Here is a 15,133-nt window from a genome sequence, read left to right as displayed (position 1 = left end):
CGGTCTCATTCCGAACCCGGAAGCTAAGCCCTCCAGCGCCGATGGTACTGCACTCGGGAGGGTGTGGGAGAGTAGGACGCCGCCGGACTTAACGTACAGTCGAGGGCCTTCCCCTACGGGGGTTGGCCCTCGGCTGCTTTTGTGTGTCCGGCGCCTAGTAGCGTGGTACGGACGCTCGCGCGGCGTGCCTCCGTAGCCGGCCGCGCCCACCGTGCTTGATCAGATGTTGTGCCCCCTGTACGTGATGTGCTCCGGCGCCTTCGCCCGTAGCGCGACGGCAATGCCGAACTTGGAAGGAAACGACCCGTGAACCCAGGACCGCAGGACGGCGGCAACCGCGACGACGAGGCCCGGCCCGGCCGCGACGGTGGCTCCGGCGGATACCCCCGCGGCGACCGGGGAGACCGGGGCGCGCCCCGCCGCGACGGCGGCGGCTACCAGGGCGGCAACCGCGACCGCGGCGGCCAGGGCGACCGGGGCGGTGACCGTGGCGGCTACCGCGGCGGTGACCGCGACCGCGGCGGCGACCGTGGGGGCTTCCGCGGGCCCGACCGTGACCGTGGTGGCTACCAGGGTGGCGGGGACCGCGGTGGGTTCCGCGGTGGTGATCGTGACCGTGGTGGTTACCAGGGTGGCGGCGATCGTGGTGGGTTCCGCGGTGGTGATCGTGACCGTGGTGGTTACCAGGGTGGCGGCGATCGTGGTGGGTTCCGTGGCGGTGATCGTGACCGTGGTGGCTATCAGGGTGGCGGGGACCGTGGTGGTTACCAGGGCGGTGGCTCCCGTGGTGGCTATCAGGGTGGCGGCGATCGTGGTGGGTTCCGCGGTGGTGATCGTGACCGTGGTGGTTACCAGGGTGGCGGGGACCGTGGTGGGTTCCGTGGCGGTGATCGTGACCGTGGTGGCTATCAGGGTGGCGGGGACCGTGGTGGTTACCAGGGCGGTGGCTCCCGTGGTGGTTACCAGGGTGGCGGGGACCGTGGTGGGTTCCGCGGTGGTGATCGTGACCGTGGTGGCTATCAGGGTGGCGGCGATCGTGGTGGGTTCCGTGGCGGCGACCGCGACCGCGGTGGTTACCAGGGTGGCCGGTCCGAGGGTGGATACCGGGGCGGCGACCGGGACCGTGGCGTCGGCGGTGGCCGGCCTCAGGGTGACCGGGGCGGGTTCCGGGACGACCGGGGTGGCTTCCGTGGGGGCGACCGGCCCGGCAACCGCAGCGGCGGGTTCCGCGGCGACCGGGACCGGCCGTTCGGCGACCGGCCGCAGGGCGACCGGGGGCCGCGTGAGGGTGGCTACCGGGGCGACCGGCCGCAGGGCGATCGCGGCCCGCGTGAGGGTGGCTTCCGCGGCGACCGTCCGCAGCGTGACGGTGGGTTCCGCAGCGACCGGCCGCAGGGCGACCGCGGTCCGCGCGACGGCGGGTTCCGTGGCGACCGCGACCGGGGTGGCTTCGGCGACCGTGGACCGCGCGAGGGTGGCTTCCGGGGTGACCGGGGGCCGCGCGACGGTGGCTTCCGCGGGCCCCGTGAAGGTGGGTTCCAGGGCGACCGTCCGCAGCGTGACGGCGGCTTCCGGGGTGACCGTCCGCAGCGTGACGGTGGGTTCCGGGGCGACCGGCCGCAGGGGGACCATGGGCCGCGCGAGGGTGGCTTCCGGCGGGACGACCGTGGTGGGTTCCGGGACGACCGGGGATCGCGTGAGGGCTTCCGGCAGGACCGCGGGTTCCGGGACGACCGGGGGCCGCGGGAGGACCGAGGGCCGCGGGAGGACCGAGGGCCGCGGGAGGACCGGGAGGTTCGTGAGGACCGTGGGTCCCAGGACCGGCGCGACGCGCTGCCCGCGTTCCAGGCGCCCGAGCTGCCCGAGGACGTCGTGGCGACCGACCTCGACAAGGAGGTGCGTGCCGAGCTGCTGAGCCTGTCGCGGGACACCGCCGACCGGGTCGCGCGGCATCTCGTGGCCGCCGGGCAGATCATCGACGAGGATTCCGAGCTGGCGTTGCAGCACGCTGTCGCGGCTCGGCGGCTGGCGTCGCGGATCGCCGTCGTGCGGGAGGCCGTCGGGCTGGCCGCGTACGCCGCGGGGGACTGGACGACCGCGATCGCCGAGCTGCGGACGTACCATCGCATGACGGGCCGGCAGACCCACCTGGCCGAGCTGGCCGACTGTGAGCGGGCCCTGGGGCGCCCGGAACGGGCGATCGATCTGTTCCGTGGTGCCGACAAGGAGGCGCTGGACAAGGCCGGCGCCATCGAGCTGCTGATCGTGGCGGCGGGGGCGCGGGGAGACCTGGGGCAGCACGACGCCGCCGTGGCGATGCTGCAGGTCAAGGAGCTCACCGCCGACGAACAGTCCGAGTGGGCGCCGCGGCTCCGGTACGCGTACGCCGATGCCCTGCTGGCCGCCGACCGGCGCGAGGAGGCGCGGGAGTGGTTCTCGCGGGCCGCCGCCGCGGATGAGGACGACGTGACCGACGCGGCCGAGCGGTTGCTGGAGCTCGACGGCATCTCCATCGAGGGCGACGACGAGGACGACGAGAACTCCGAGGACGGTCCCGCCGGGTCCGCCGAGGCGGGTGCCGACCTCGACGACGCCGACGGTGACGACGAGGACGACGACGACGCGCCCTACCGCAGCGACGCCTACCTCGACGACGACGCCGACGGCAGCGACGAGGACGACGACGAGGACGTCACCGGCGACAACGCGGCCCGGTTCGAGGACGACGTCGTCAACGGCGACGACGACGAGGACGAGGAGCCGGCCGACCGCGAGGAAGCCGACGCCGGCATCGACGCGCCCGAGGACGAGAAGGAGTCCGGGGACGAGTTCGTGGGCGGGCTGACCGACGACGGCGACGACACCGGCGCGGTCCGCGAGGACTACGACGGCGAGCCGCGGGCGACGGGCGACAAGGCGTGAGCGGTTCCCTCGTCGACGGCTACGACCTGGTCATCTTCGACCTCGACGGCGTCGTCTACCTGATCGACAAGCCCATCGCGGGGGCGGCCGGGGCCGTCGAGCGGTTGCGCGCGGCGGGCACGCCCGTGGCGTACGCGACGAACAACGCCTCGCGGCGGGCGGCCGACGTGGCCGGCCTGCTGACCGGGATGGGGGTCTCCGCGGCGCCCGGCGAGGTGCTGACCTCCGCCGGCGCCGCCGCCACCATGCTCGCCGGGCGGCTGCCGGCCGGGGCTCCCGTCCTGGTCGTGGGGGCGGAGGCGTTGCGGGCCGAGGTGCGCGACGCCGGCCTCACGCCGGTCGAGCGGTTCGAGGACTCGCCCGCCGCGGTGGTGCAGGGGTACGGGCCGGACGTCGGCTGGAAGGTGCTGGCGGAGGCGGCGCTGGCCGTACGGGCCGGGGCGCTGTGGATGGCGACGAACACCGACCGGACGCTGCCGAGCCCGCGCGGGCCGCTGCCCGGCAACGGGTCGCTGGTGTCGGTGCTGCGTACGGCGCTGGACCGGGAGCCGGACGTCGTCGTGGGCAAGCCCGCGCCGGCGCTGTTCGAGACGGCCGCGTCGCTGTCGGGGGCCCGGCGGCCCCTGGCGGTCGGGGACCGGCTCGACACCGACATCGAGGGCGCGGTCGGCGCCGGCATGGACAGCCTGCTCGTCCTCACCGGGGTGAGCGGGCCGGCCGAGCTGCTGGCCGCACCGCCGTCGCGGCGGCCGACGTACGTGACGGCGGACCTGTCGGGGCTGTTCGGCCCGGCGGAGGCGGCACGGATCCCGGCGTCGGCCGGGGAGGCCGGCGGGTGGCGGTTCAGCGACGGGCGCCTCGAGGGCGACGGCGAGGCGGTGGACGCGCTGCGGCTGCTGACCGGGTACGTGTGGGACGGCGGGAAGCCGACGGCGGGATCGGATGCGGCGGCGGGGCTGCTCGAGGAGTGGCTGGGCTGACCCGGGGACTGCCCGTGGCGCGGTAGGCGACCTTGGTGTCGGCGGGCGGTGCCGGTGCCGGCGGTCTTGCTTGGCGCCGGCGGGGGTCGCTTGGCGTCGGCTGGTGGCGGCGGGTGCTGGCGGGTCGGTCGCCGGGGTTGGTGGTTACAGGAGTTTGCGGAGTTTGAGCAGGTCGAACGGGTTGGCCTTGACCGAGACCTGGCGTGCGGCGATCGCGCGGGTGACGTCGAGCCGGCCCGTCACCAGGGCGATCAGGTCGTCGCTGGCGGCGGTGAGGGCGATCTTCGCCCCGGGGTCGTCGCCGTCGGCGATGTCGACCAGGCGGCCGCCGGTGAGCCGGCCGTGGAAGGCCGTCGACAGGTCCGGGACCCGGCACGCCAGGGTGCGGTCCAGATCCAGCTTTCCGCGCGTCTCGGCGTTCGCGTCCAGACGTGCCGCGAGATCGTGCAACGCCTGACGGCACTCGTCCACGCTGGCCACTCGGCTCTCCCTCCATGTCTCCCGGGGGCGTCTTGTGCGACACCCGGGGCGTTCCGCACGGTACCCGACGGGCGGCCCGGGTATGCCCGGTAGCGTGGCACCAGCACGATCGTGGCGCGAGCGCGAGGGGAGAGGCTCATGCAGGACGCATGGCGGGCGTATCTGGAGATGGCGCTCGGGTTGACGGAGGCGCCGCGCAAGCGGGCCCAGAAGGTCGCCGGGGAGCTGCTGAACAAGGGCGGCGCGACCGCGGGCCAGCTTCAGGGCCTGGTCGAGGACTTGATGTCGACCGGCGTCGCCAACCGCGAGGCGCTGACCAACATCGTGCGGTACGAGGTGGACCGTGCGCTGGGCCTGGTCGGGCTGGCCACCGCGGAGGAGGTCTCCGACCTGACCGCGCGGGTGCGGGACCTGGAGAAGCAGCTGCGGGCGGCGCAGGCACGGGTCGGCGACGCCGCGGGTGACGTCACCATCGCCGAGCCGGGTCCGGCCGCGGTGGTGCCGCCGGCGAAGAAGGCTGTGGTCAAGAAGGCGCTGGCGAAGAAGGCGGTCAAGCCGGCCACGCCGAACGCGATGCCGGCCGCCGCGGACGCCACGAGCACGCCGCCCAAGGCAGCCGCGCCGAAGGCAGCCGCGCCGAAGGCAGCCGCATCCAAGGCGGCCGCGCCGAAGGCCGCGGCGTCCGAGGCGGTCACCTCCGAGGTGGCGGAGAAGGCGGCGGGTCGGCCGGGGAAGGTGACGCCGGCGACGACCGGGCCGGCGAAGGTGGCGCCGGAGAAGGCGGTGCCGGCCAAGGCCACGAAGGTGGCGAAGACCGCGCGTAGGGCCGCGAAGTCCACGGCGCCGTCGGTCGAGCCCGCGGGCACGGCTGCCGCGCCGACCGCGCCGGTGAAGGCCGCCGCTGCCGAGACGGTGCTGCCGCCGGCCGGCAAGGCGGCGCCGCGCAAGGCTGCTGGGCCGCGCAAGGCTGCTGGGCCGAGCAAGGCGGCCGGGAAGGGCGCGACGCCGGAGGCCGGGCAGTGACGAATCCGTATCAGCCGCCGCGTCCCGGTCCGGCGCCCGGTGGGTTCCGGCCCGGGCCGCCGCCCGGTGGGGGATTCCGGCCGGGGCCGCCGCCGGGGCAGCAGGCCGCGCCGGTCGCCCGGGCCGAGGTGACGCCGGGGATGGTCGACGGCTCCGAGAGCACCGGGCATCCGGCCGTCGACGCGGTGCTGCGGGCCCTCGCGAACGCTGCCACGCTCGCTCCGGGGGACCAGATCGCCGAGTACGAGGCCGCGCACCAGGTGCTCCAGGAGACGCTGGCCGGCATCGACCGCTGATGACGCGTACCCGTAAGAAGGTTGACTGATGGCCCGCCGTGCGCGACTGGACGCCGAGCTCGTCCGCCGCAAGCTTGCCCGGTCCCGGGAGCAGGCCGCCGCGCTCGTCGCGGCCGGCCGGGTCCAGGTCCGGGGCAGTGTGGCGGCCAAGGTCGCCACCATGATCGACCCTGCGGACCCGGTGGTGGTGACCGGTGAGGACCCCGCCGACGGGTACGTGTCGCGGGGCAGTCACAAGCTGGCCGGGGCGCTGAAGGCGTTCCCCGCTCTGGTGGTGAAGGGGCGGCGCTGTCTCGACGCGGGAGCGTCCACCGGCGGCTTCACCGACGTGCTGCTGCGGGAGGGCGCCGCCCACGTGTACGCGGTCGACGTCGGCTACGGGCAGCTCGCGTGGCCGCTGCGTACCGATGAGCGGGTGACCGTGATGGAGCGTACCAATGTCCGGACATTGACCCCGGAGATGATCGGCGGGGCGGTGGCGCTGACCGTGGCGGACCTGTCGTTCATCTCTTTGCGGCTGGTGTTGCCGGCGCTGAGCGCGTGCACCGCGGCCGACGGCGATCTCGCGCTCATGGTGAAGCCGCAGTTCGAGGTCGGCAAGGAGCGGGTGGGTTCCGGCGGGGTCGTGCGCGACCCGGCGCTGCGCGCGGAGGCGGTGCTCGAGGTGGCGGCGGTGGCCGCCGGGCTGGGGCTGGGGGTGGCCGCGGTGGCGGCGAGTCCGCTGCCCGGGCCCAGCGGGAACGTCGAGTTCTTCGTGTGGTTCCGCCGGGGAGCACCACCCGCCGACGCCGAGCGGGTACACGCCGTGGTCGCCGCCGGGCCGTCCGGCGCGGTAGCCTCCGGCGGGCCGGCGTCGATGCCGGATTCGCCCCCCTTGGAGGACACATGACCCGGTCGGCGCTTCTGGTGACCCACACCGGACGGCGACAGAGCACCCAGCACGCGCAGACCGTCGCCCGCGACCTGGTGGCCGCCGGTTTCGAGGTGCGGGTGATCGCCGAGGAGGTCGACGACCTGGAGCTGCCGCCCGGCGTCACCCCGGTGAACGACCCGCGGGCGGCCGAGGGCGCGGAGATCGTCTTCGCGCTGGGCGGCGACGGCACCCTGCTGCGGGCCGCCGAGCTGGCCCGGCCGGCGAAGGTGCCGCTGCTCGGCATCAACCTCGGCAAGGTCGGGTTCCTGGCCGAGGCGGAACTGCAGAACATCGACCAGACCGTGCGGGACATCGTCTCCGGTGACTACACCGTGGACGAGCGGCTCACCCTGGACGTGCGCGCCGAGTACGACGGCCGGCTGATCGCCGACTCCTGGGCGCTCAACGAGGTGAGTGTCGAGAAGGGGCAGCGCGCGCAGATGCTCGAGCTGCTCGTCGACGTCGACGGGCGGCCGCTGTCGCGCTACGGGTGCGACGGTGTCGTGTGCGCCACACCGACCGGCTCGACGGCGTACGCGTTCTCGGCGGGCGGTCCCGTGGTGTGGCCGGAGGTCGAGGCGCTGCTGTTGGTGCCGATCAGCGCGCACGCGTTGTTCAGCCGGCCGATCGTCACCGCGCCGACCTCGACGTTCGTGCTGACGGTGGACCCGTACACGTCGTTCGCGGTGATGTGCTGCGACGGGCGGCGCACGTGGGATCTGCCGCCGGGCGCCCAGGTGACGGTCGAGCGGGGGCAGCTCCCGGTGCGGCTCGTACGCCTCAAGCCCCGCCCCTTCACCGACACCCTCGTGGCGAAGTTCGCCCTGCCCGTGGAGGGTTGGCGCGGCAATCGACGCTGATGACGCGTCCCTCAGTGGGCAATTGTCGGTGGGCACCGATACTGTTCGGCCTGTGCTGGAGGAACTGCGGATCACCGGGCTGGGCGTCATCGACGACACGACGCTGCGGCTGACCACGGGCATGAACGCCATCACCGGTGAGACCGGAGCGGGCAAGACGATGGTGGTGACCGGGCTGGGCCTGCTGTTCGGCGGCCGGGCCGACGCCGGGCGGGTGCGCGCCGACCCGGGCCGCGCGGTGGTCGAGGGCCGGTTGCGCCTCGGCGGGCCGCTCGCCGACTCGGTGCAGGCGCGGATCACCGACGCCGGCGGCGAGATCGACGACGACGGGTCGGTGCTGCTGAGCCGCACGGTCACGATCGAGGGCCGGTCGCGGGCGCACGTGGGCGGGCGCGGCATGCCGGTCGCGATGCTGGGCGAGGTCGGCGAGCAGGTCGTCGCCGTGCACGGGCAGTCCGATCAGCTGCGCCTGCTGCGCCCGGCCGAGCAGCGGGCCGCGCTCGACCGCTACGCGGGGCCGGAGCACGAGAAGCTGCTGGAGACCTACCGGCAGGCGTTCGCGCAGTGGCGGGCGGTGGTCGACGACCTTGCCGACCGGCGCCGGCACGCCCGGGAGCGCAGCCAGGAGGCCGACCTGCTCAAGCTCGGCCTCGACGAGATCAGCCGGGTGGACCCGCAGCCGGGTGAGGACGACGACCTGCGCGCCGAGGTGCAGCGCCTGGAGCACGCCGAGGGGCTGCGCACGGCGGCGGCGCTCGCGGCCCAGTCGCTGGCCGGGGGCGTGGAGGCGACCGAGGAGGCGCCGGACGCGACGCAGCTGCTGGGCACCGCGCGGCGCACGCTCGAGGCGCAGGCCGGGGTGGACCCGGCGCTGGGCGAGCTGGCCGCGCGGGTCGAGGAGGCCGCGACGCTGGTCGGTGACGTCTCCGCGGAGCTGTCCGCCTACCTCGACCAGCTCGACGCCGATCCGGCGCGGCTGGAGGCCATCTACGAGCGGCGGGCCGCGCTGCGGGCGCTCACCCGCAAGTACGCCGACGACGTCGCGGGTGTCATCGCCTGGGCCGAGCACGCGCGCAGCCGCCTCGCGATCCTGGACACCTCCGACGAGCTGCTCGAGGAGCTCGACAAGGAGCGGCTGCGGCTGGCCGGGCACGTGGCCGAGCTGGCCGGGCGGCTGACGGCGGCCCGGACGGAGGCGGCCGGGCGGTTCGCCGATCAGGTCAGCGTGGAGCTGGCCGGGCTGGCGATGCCGCACGCCCGGGTGGAGATCGTGGTGCTGGCGCGCAGCGCGGGGCGCGACGAGCCGGTCATCGACGACCTGGCGGTGGGCCCGGACGGCGCGGACGAGATCGAGCTGCGGCTGATCGCGCATCCCGGGGCGCCGGCGTTGCCGCTGCAGAAGGGCGCGTCCGGCGGCGAGCTGTCGCGGGTGATGCTGGCCATCGAGGTGGTGTTCGCCGGTGCGGGCGGGCCGCCGACGCTGGTGTTCGACGAGGTCGACGCCGGGGTGGGCGGCCAGGCGGCGGTCGAGATCGGCCGGCGGCTGGCCCGGCTGGCGCGTACCCATCAGGTCCTGGTCGTCACGCACCTGCCGCAGGTGGCTGCGTTCGCCGACCGGCACCTGGTGGTGGCGAAGGACACCGGCGGGGCGATCACGACCAGCGGGGTGCGCATCGTCGAGGAGACCGAGCGGGCCCGGGAGCTGGCCCGGATGCTGGCCGGCCTGCCCGACTCCGACCTGGGCATCGCGCACGCGGAGGAGCTGCTGGCGGTCGCCGAGCGGGAGAAGCACGGGGGGTGATTCGCCCCTTTCCGGGGGTGACCTTGTGCATGTCGCGTGCCAGGCGCTCGATCCGGCGTGTCAGGATGGCCGGGATGCGACTTCCCACCTTGCGCCGGACCCGGAGCGTCGAACCCGGGGCTGTTGCCGGCACCGCTCGCCTCGACCGCCGGACGAAGCGTCTGGTCGGCCGGTTGCGCCCCGGTGACATCGCGGTCATCGACCACGTCGACATCGACCGGGTGGCCGCCGATTCGCTGGTCGCCGTCGGCGTCGCCGCCGTGCTCAACGCCAAGCCGTCGATCTCCGGGCGGTATCCGAACCTGGGGCCCGAGGTGCTGGTCCAGGCCGGCATCGTGCTGATCGACAACCTCGGCGAGGACGTGTTCGACCGGCTCAGCGAGGGCGACCTGGTCAGCCTCGACAACGACACGGTGCTGCTGGGGGGCGAGCCGGTCGCCACCGGCGTGCGGCAGGACGCGCAGACCGTGGCCGCCGCGATGGCCGACGCCCGCGAGGGGCTGTCGGTGCAGCTCGAGGCGTTCGCCGCGAACACCATGGATTACCTCAAGCAGGAGCGCGACCTGCTGCTCGACGGCGTCGGCGTGCCGGACGTGGAGACGCGCATCGGCGGCCGGCACGTGCTGATCGTGGTGCGCGGCTACGACTACAAGGCCGACCTGGACGTGCTGCGGCCGTACATCCGGGAGTTCAAGCCGGTCCTGATCGGGGTCGACGGCGGCGCGGACGCGCTGGTGGAGTCCGGCTACACCCCCGACATGATCATCGGGGACATGGACTCGGTCACCGACGACGTGCTGCGCTGCGGCGCCGAGGTGATCGTGCACGCGTACCCGGACGGCCGGGCCCCCGGGCTCGCGCGGGTGCACGGGCTGGGGGTGCAGGCGACCACCTTCCCGGCCGCGGCCACCAGCGAGGACCTGGCGATGCTGCTCGCCGACGAGAAGGGCGCCTCGCTCATCGTCGCCGTGGGCACGCACGCCAACCTGGTCGAGTTCCTCGACAAGGGCCGCGGCGGCATGGCCTCGACGTTCCTGACCCGGCTCAAGGTCGGCGGCAAGCTGGTCGACGCCAAGGGCGTGAGCCGGCTCTACAAGCAGAACATCTCCGGCTCGGCGCTGCTGCTGCTGGTGCTCTCCGCGGTCGCGGCCATGGCCTCCGCCGTGGCCGTGTCGACGGTCGGCCAGGCCTACCTCGCCGTGGTGTCCGAGTGGTGGGACAATCTGGTCTTCCAAATAGGACAGCTCTTCTAGCCCCCCGCGATACCGACCAAGAGGCTCTAGGCGTGATCAACTTCCGGTACCACGTGGTGTCGCTCACCGCGGTCTTCCTCGCCCTCGCGATCGGGCTGGTGGTGGGCACCGCCGCGCTCAACGGGCCGGTCGTCGACACCCTCAAGGACCGGGTCGACGCGCTGAGCAAGGACAACAGCAACTACCGCGAGCAGGCCAGCCAGTACCGCGACGAGCTCAACCGCGGCCAGGACTTCGCGACCCAGGTCTCGCCGGGGCTGCTCAACGGCAAGCTCACCGGGCGCAAGCTGGTCGTCGTGGTGCTGCCCAGCGGCAAGGACTACGCCGACGGGGTGACCTCCATGCTCGAGGTCGCCGGCGCCACGATCACCGGCCGGGTCACGCTGCAGGACAAGTTCTTCGACCCGCCGAACGCGCTGGAGCTGCTCGGCCTCGCCGAACGGGCGGCGCGTCCCACGGTGTCGGCCGAGGGCCTGCCGCTCAACAGCGACGGCGTCGAGACGTCGAGCGCCCTGCTGGCCCTCGCGCTGCTGCAGAAGGTGCCGGCCGTGGACGAGCAGGACCTGACGGCGGTGCTCACGGCGTACACGGAACCGGGCTATCTTCAGGTCTCCGACGACGTGGTCCCGGGCGCGGAGGCGGCCGTCGTGGTCTCCGGGCTGCCGCCGGTCGACCGTGACGCGGCGAAGAAGAACCAGAACGCGGTCACCGTCGTCGCCCAGTTCTCGCGCAACAAGCCGGTGATCGTGGCGGGCAACGGCATCGGCGAGGGCAACCTGGTGTCCGAGGTCCGCGGCGACCCGACGCTGGTCAGCAAGGTCTCCACGGTGGACAACGTGAGCACGACGCAGGGCCAGCTCGCGACCGCGCTGACGGTGGTCGAGCGGGTGGTGGCCGCCAAGGTGGGGCAGTACGGGCTGTCCGGCTCGTCCCTGGTCCCCAAGACCGCGGGCTGACGGGCGCGCCTAGACTCGGCGGTCGGCCGCCGTCCGCGGCCCCGGCGAGTCAGGAGAGCAGAAGCATGGCCAGCAGGGTGAAGTCGTCCGGCCTCGGCGCGCTCGCCGCCCGCGCGGCGCTGGCCTGGATCCGCCAGGACCCGCACTCCGGTGCGTTGCGGCGGACCAACTTCCACGGCCGTACGGTCAGTCTGGCCGGCGGTCCCGCCCTGGCGGTCGGCGCGACGCTGGGCGCCGCCGCGGGCGCACCCGGCCCGGCCGCCACCGCCGCGGTGCTGGTCGCCGGCGCCACCTCCGGCGCGGTCGGCTTCTACGACGACGTCGCCGGGAACCGGCCCGAGCAGAAGGCCGCCAAGGGCTTCCGCGGGCACCTCGGCGCGCTGCGCGACGGGCGGGTGACCAGCGGCCTGGTGAAGATCGCCGGGGTGGGCGCGGCCGGGCTCGCCGCCGCCGTGCTGCTCTCCCGGGACCTCGGGGTGCGCTCCCACCCGGCCCGGCGGGACGCCGGCCCGGCACGCCGCGCCGCGGACGTGCTGCTGGGCGCGGGTGTCATCGCGGGCACGGCGAACCTGCTCAACCTGCTCGACCTGCGGCCCGGCCGGGCGCTCAAGGCCGCCACGATCATTGGTGCGCCGCTGGTCGCCGGCCGCGGCGGCGCGATGACCGCCGGCACGCTCGGTGCGGGCGCCGGGCTGCTCCCGGCCGACCTCGGCGAGGAGATCATGCTCGGCGACGCGGGCGCGAACGCGCTCGGCGCCCTGCTCGGGGTGGCGCTGGCGGCGCGGACCGGACCGGCCGGGCGGGCCCTGGCCCTCGCCGTGCTCGCCGGGCTGACCGCGGCCAGCGAGAAGGTCAGCTTCACGAAGGTCATCCAGGACACGCCCGGGCTGCGGGAGCTGGACGCGCTCGGCCGCCGCCCGGCTCCGTGACCGCGGCCCGCGCCCGGGCGGGGGTGGCCGGTGCCGCCGCCGTCATCACCGTCCTGACGGTCCTGTCCCGGATCGCCGGGTTCGGGCGGACGTTCGTCTTCCTGCGTACGGTCGGCGACGACGGGCTGGCCAACGTCTACAACGCCGCCAACACCATCCCGAACATCGTCTTCGAGCTGGTCGCCGGCGGCGCCCTGGCCAGCCTGGTGGTGCCGCTGATCGCCGGGGCGGTGGACGCCGGCGACCGGGAGCGGGTCGGCGCGGTCGCCTCCGCGCTGCTCACCTGGGTGGTGACCCTGCTGGTGCCGCTGGCGCTGCTGGTCGCCCTGCTCGCCGGCCCGATCGCCGGGCTGTTCGACGTTCCCCCGGCGGAACGCGAGCTCGCCGCGCGGATGCTGCGCGTCTTCGCCCCCCAGCTGCCGCTGTACGGCATCGGGATCGTCCTCACCGGCGTGCTCCAGGCGCACCACCGCTTCGCGTGGCCGGTCATCGCGCCGCTGCTGTCCAGCGTCACGGTGATGGGGGCGTACCTGAGCTATGCCGTGGTCGACGGCGCCCGCAGCGACGTCGGCGGTCTCAGCGGCACCGGCGAGCTGATCCTGGCCGGCGGCACCACCCTGGGCGTCGTGGTGCTGGCGCTGTGCCTGCTCGTCCCGCTGCGCCGGCTGCGGCTGCGCTGGCGTCCCGGTTACCGCTTCCCCGGCGACGAGGGGCGCCTGGCGGTCCGGCTCGGCTGGGCCGGCGCGGTCACGGTCGGCTCGCAGCAGATCATGGTGCTGGTCGTGCTGGTGCTGGCCACCAAGGGGCCGCTGACGATCTACCTCGCCGCGCAGACCGTCTTCCTGCTGCCGTGGGCGGTGCTGGCCGTGCCGCTGGCGACCGCCGTCTACCCCCGCCTGTCCGCCGCCTTCGCCCGCGGGGACGAGGAGGACTACGCCGGGACCCTGGCGCGTACGGCCCGGTCGGTGCTGCTGCTGGCCGGTCTCGGTGCCGCCGCGCTGGGTGCGCTGGCGTGGCCCGCCGCGCAGCTGGTCGGCACCCGCGCCGCCGCGCCCGGCATCGTGGCCTTCGCCCCCGGCCTGCTCGGGTACGCCCTGTTCGCGCTGCTCTCCCGCGCCCTGTACGCCCGCGGCGCGACGGTCGCCGCGGCGTTCGCCACCGCTGCCGGCTGGGGCGTCGCCGCGCTCGCCGCCGTGCTGCTCTCCGGCGTGCTCACCGACCGCCGGCAGGTCGCCGGGCTGGGCGCCGCCAACGCGGTCGGCATGACGGCCATCGGGCTGCTGCTCGTGCTGGCCGTACGGCGCCACGCCGGCCCCCGGGCGCTCACGGGACTGCCCCGGGCGGCCGTCGTCGGTATCGTGGCGGCGGTCGCGGCAGGCTTCGCCGGATGGGGCGTGACCGAGGCGCTGCGGCACGCCGCGGGCGGCACCCCGGGCGTGGGAGGCAGCATCCTGCAAGGCATGCTGGGCGGGGTCGCGGTCGCGGTGGTCTACGCCGCGGTGGCCTATCCCTTCGCCCGCCGCGACCTCCGATCACTGGTCTCGAGGTTCACCAGGAGGCACCGCACGTGAGCGACGCAGCGCAGCCGGCCTATCGCGGTTCGGTCGCGCTGGTGCTGGGCTCCAGCACCGGCGGGGTGGGTCAGCACGTCTCCTCGCTGGCCCGCGGCCTGCTCGCGGCCGGCTGCCCGGTGCTGGTGTGCGGGCCGGCCGCCACCGACGAGCTGTTCGGCTTCGCCGCCGCGGGCGCCGAGTTCGTGCCGGTGGAGATCCCGGCCGGTCCCGGCGCGCAGGACACCGGCGCGATCCGGGCGCTGCGCCGGGCCCTGGCGGCCCGCCGCGCCGACGTGGTGCACGCCCACGGGTTGCGCGCCGGGTTCGTCGCCGCCCTCGCCCGTCCGGCCGCGCCGCTCGTGGTCACCTGGCACAACGCCGTGCTCGCCCGCGGCCTGCGGGCCGGCGCCTCCGCGCTGGTCGAGCGGATCGTGGCCCGGTCCGCGACGCTGACCCTCGGCGCTTCCGAGGACCTGGTCGCCCGCGCGCTGTCGCTGGGCGCGCGCGAGGCCCGTCTGGGTGCGGTGGCCGCGCCGGTGCTGGCCGCGCCGCGGCGGACCCGGGCCGCCGTGCGCGCCGAGTTCCGCGTCGCCCCCGACGTCCCGCTGATCCTCTCGGTCGGCCGGCTGCACCCGCAGAAGCGCTACGACGTGCTGCTGGAGGCCGCCGCGCGGTGGCGGCAGCTCGATCCGGCGCCGGTCACCGTCGTCGCCGGCTCCGGGCCCAGCTACATGCAGCTCGCCCAGCGCGCCTCCGAGCTGCGCGCCAAGGTCTACCTGCTCGGCCACCGCACCGACGTGCCCGACCTGCTGGCCGGCGCCGACCTCGCCGTGATCACCAGCGACTGGGAGGCACGGCAGCTGTTCGCGCAGGAGGCGTTGCACGCGGGCGTCCCGCTGATCACCACCGCGGTCGGCGGGCTGCCGGGGCTGGTCGGCGACGCGGCGGTGCAGATCCCGCCGGGCGACGCCGACGCCCTCGACCACGCCGTCCGGGAGATGCTCGCCGACCCGGACCGGCGCGCCGACTACGCCGCGCGGGGGCCCCGGCGGGCGGCGACCTGGCCCACCGAGGAGGACACCGTCGCCGACGTGCTGGCCGCGTACGCGTCGGTCGCCCGGGCGCGGGCGGGCCAGGGGTGAGGGTGCTGCGCCGCCTGCTCGCCGC

The 15,133-nt window shown here is 75.0% G+C and carries 14 protein-coding genes and 1 rRNA gene; 13 read left to right on the top strand and 2 right to left on the bottom strand.

The window, feature by feature from the left end:
- Positions 1 to 88 (top strand): 5S ribosomal RNA (gene rrf, locus CLV70_RS35645); the annotation flags it as partial.
- 131 nt (positions 89 to 219) lie between these two features.
- Here the strand turns inward: rrf and CLV70_RS41905 are convergent.
- Positions 220 to 1,632: a hypothetical protein gene (locus CLV70_RS41905; RefSeq protein WP_146164291.1), complete on the bottom strand. Its 1,413-nt coding sequence runs from the start codon at positions 1,630 to 1,632 to the stop codon at positions 220 to 222.
- 279 nt (positions 1,633 to 1,911) lie between these two features.
- Between CLV70_RS41905 and CLV70_RS41530 the strand changes: the two genes are divergently transcribed.
- Both CLV70_RS41530 and CLV70_RS35630 read left to right on the top strand, forming a co-directional pair.
- Complete coding sequence (locus CLV70_RS41530) at positions 1,912 to 2,922, top strand: Replicase polyprotein 1ab (RefSeq protein WP_245908706.1); 1,011 nt, start codon at positions 1,912 to 1,914, stop codon at positions 2,920 to 2,922.
- Positions 2,919 to 3,902 carry an HAD-IIA family hydrolase gene (locus CLV70_RS35630; RefSeq protein ID WP_106131027.1) on the top strand — a complete coding sequence of 328 codons (984 nt, stop codon included), beginning with the start codon at positions 2,919 to 2,921 and terminating at the stop codon, positions 3,900 to 3,902. Before CLV70_RS41530 ends, CLV70_RS35630 begins: the two co-directional genes overlap by 4 nt.
- Positions 3,903 to 4,046: 144 nt before the next feature.
- Here the strand turns inward: CLV70_RS35630 and CLV70_RS35625 are convergent, their stop codons facing one another.
- On the bottom strand, positions 4,047 to 4,382 hold the full coding sequence (locus tag CLV70_RS35625; protein WP_106131026.1) for an SCP2 sterol-binding domain-containing protein: 336 nt from the start codon (positions 4,380 to 4,382) through the stop codon (positions 4,047 to 4,049).
- A gap of 138 nt (positions 4,383 to 4,520) precedes the next feature.
- Between CLV70_RS35625 and CLV70_RS42165 the strand changes: the two genes are divergently transcribed.
- The 10 genes from CLV70_RS42165 (at position 4,521) to CLV70_RS35575 (ending at position 15,108) form a co-directional block, all read left to right on the top strand.
- Positions 4,521 to 5,405: a phasin family protein gene (locus CLV70_RS42165; RefSeq protein ID WP_211304017.1), complete on the top strand. Its 885-nt coding sequence runs from the start codon at positions 4,521 to 4,523 to the stop codon at positions 5,403 to 5,405.
- Between the two features lie 140 nt (positions 5,406 to 5,545).
- On the top strand, positions 5,546 to 5,701 hold the full coding sequence (locus tag CLV70_RS41520; protein WP_245908699.1) for a hypothetical protein: 156 nt from the start codon (positions 5,546 to 5,548) through the stop codon (positions 5,699 to 5,701).
- A gap of 28 nt (positions 5,702 to 5,729) precedes the next feature.
- Positions 5,730 to 6,590 (top strand): TlyA family RNA methyltransferase, encoded by an 861-nt coding sequence (locus CLV70_RS35610; protein ID WP_106131024.1) that lies wholly within the window; start codon positions 5,730 to 5,732, stop codon positions 6,588 to 6,590.
- On the top strand, positions 6,587 to 7,474 hold the full coding sequence (locus CLV70_RS35605; RefSeq protein WP_106131023.1) for an NAD kinase: 888 nt from the start codon (positions 6,587 to 6,589) through the stop codon (positions 7,472 to 7,474). Before CLV70_RS35610 ends, CLV70_RS35605 begins: the two co-directional genes overlap by 4 nt.
- A gap of 52 nt (positions 7,475 to 7,526) precedes the next feature.
- Positions 7,527 to 9,275 carry a DNA repair protein RecN gene (recN, locus tag CLV70_RS35600; protein WP_106131022.1) on the top strand — a complete coding sequence of 583 codons (1,749 nt, stop codon included), beginning with the start codon at positions 7,527 to 7,529 and terminating at the stop codon, positions 9,273 to 9,275.
- Positions 9,276 to 9,349: 74 nt separating this feature from the next.
- Positions 9,350 to 10,528 carry a putative cytokinetic ring protein SteA gene (gene steA / locus CLV70_RS35595; RefSeq protein WP_106131034.1) on the top strand — a complete coding sequence of 393 codons (1,179 nt, stop codon included), beginning with the start codon at positions 9,350 to 9,352 and terminating at the stop codon, positions 10,526 to 10,528.
- A gap of 32 nt (positions 10,529 to 10,560) precedes the next feature.
- Positions 10,561 to 11,484: a copper transporter gene (locus CLV70_RS35590; RefSeq protein WP_106131021.1), complete on the top strand. Its 924-nt coding sequence runs from the start codon at positions 10,561 to 10,563 to the stop codon at positions 11,482 to 11,484.
- Between the two features lie 65 nt (positions 11,485 to 11,549).
- A complete protein-coding gene (locus tag CLV70_RS35585; RefSeq protein ID WP_106131020.1) occupies positions 11,550 to 12,413 on the top strand; it encodes a hypothetical protein in 864 nt (287 codons plus the stop codon).
- Positions 12,410 to 13,984, top strand: coding sequence for a murein biosynthesis integral membrane protein MurJ (gene murJ / locus CLV70_RS35580; protein WP_106131019.1), 1,575 nt, complete (start codon positions 12,410 to 12,412; stop codon positions 13,982 to 13,984). Before CLV70_RS35585 ends, murJ begins: the two co-directional genes overlap by 4 nt.
- The gene (locus CLV70_RS35575) at positions 13,981 to 15,108 is read left to right on the top strand and encodes a glycosyltransferase family 4 protein (RefSeq protein ID WP_106131018.1); all 1,128 of its coding nucleotides are present in this window, start codon (positions 13,981 to 13,983) and stop codon (positions 15,106 to 15,108) included. Before murJ ends, CLV70_RS35575 begins: the two co-directional genes overlap by 4 nt.
- Positions 15,109 to 15,133: the final 25 nt, after the last annotated feature.

The organism is Pseudosporangium ferrugineum (assembly GCF_003002065.1).
GTDB lineage: Bacteria > Actinomycetota > Actinomycetes > Mycobacteriales > Micromonosporaceae > Actinoplanes > Actinoplanes ferrugineus_A.
Note: the sequence above shows the minus strand (reverse complement) of the source record. Positions and strands in the feature narration are given on the sequence as shown.

What these genes read in the sequence shown, in the direction of transcription:
- CLV70_RS41905 (WP_146164291.1), bottom strand. Translation starts at nt 1,632, where the DNA reads ATGGTCCCCCTGCGGCCGGTCGCCCCGGAACCCACCGTCACGCTGCGG.
- CLV70_RS42165 (WP_211304017.1), top strand. Translation starts at nt 4,521, where the DNA reads ATGCAGGACGCATGGCGGGCGTATCTGGAGATGGCGCTCGGGTTGACG.
- CLV70_RS41520 (WP_245908699.1), top strand. Translation starts at nt 5,546, where the DNA reads ATGGTCGACGGCTCCGAGAGCACCGGGCATCCGGCCGTCGACGCGGTG.
- CLV70_RS35610 (WP_106131024.1), top strand. Translation starts at nt 5,730, where the DNA reads ATGGCCCGCCGTGCGCGACTGGACGCCGAGCTCGTCCGCCGCAAGCTT.
- CLV70_RS35605 (WP_106131023.1), top strand. Translation starts at nt 6,587, where the DNA reads ATGACCCGGTCGGCGCTTCTGGTGACCCACACCGGACGGCGACAGAGC.
- steA (WP_106131034.1), top strand. Translation starts at nt 9,350, where the DNA reads ATGCGACTTCCCACCTTGCGCCGGACCCGGAGCGTCGAACCCGGGGCT.
- CLV70_RS35585 (WP_106131020.1), top strand. Translation starts at nt 11,550, where the DNA reads ATGGCCAGCAGGGTGAAGTCGTCCGGCCTCGGCGCGCTCGCCGCCCGC.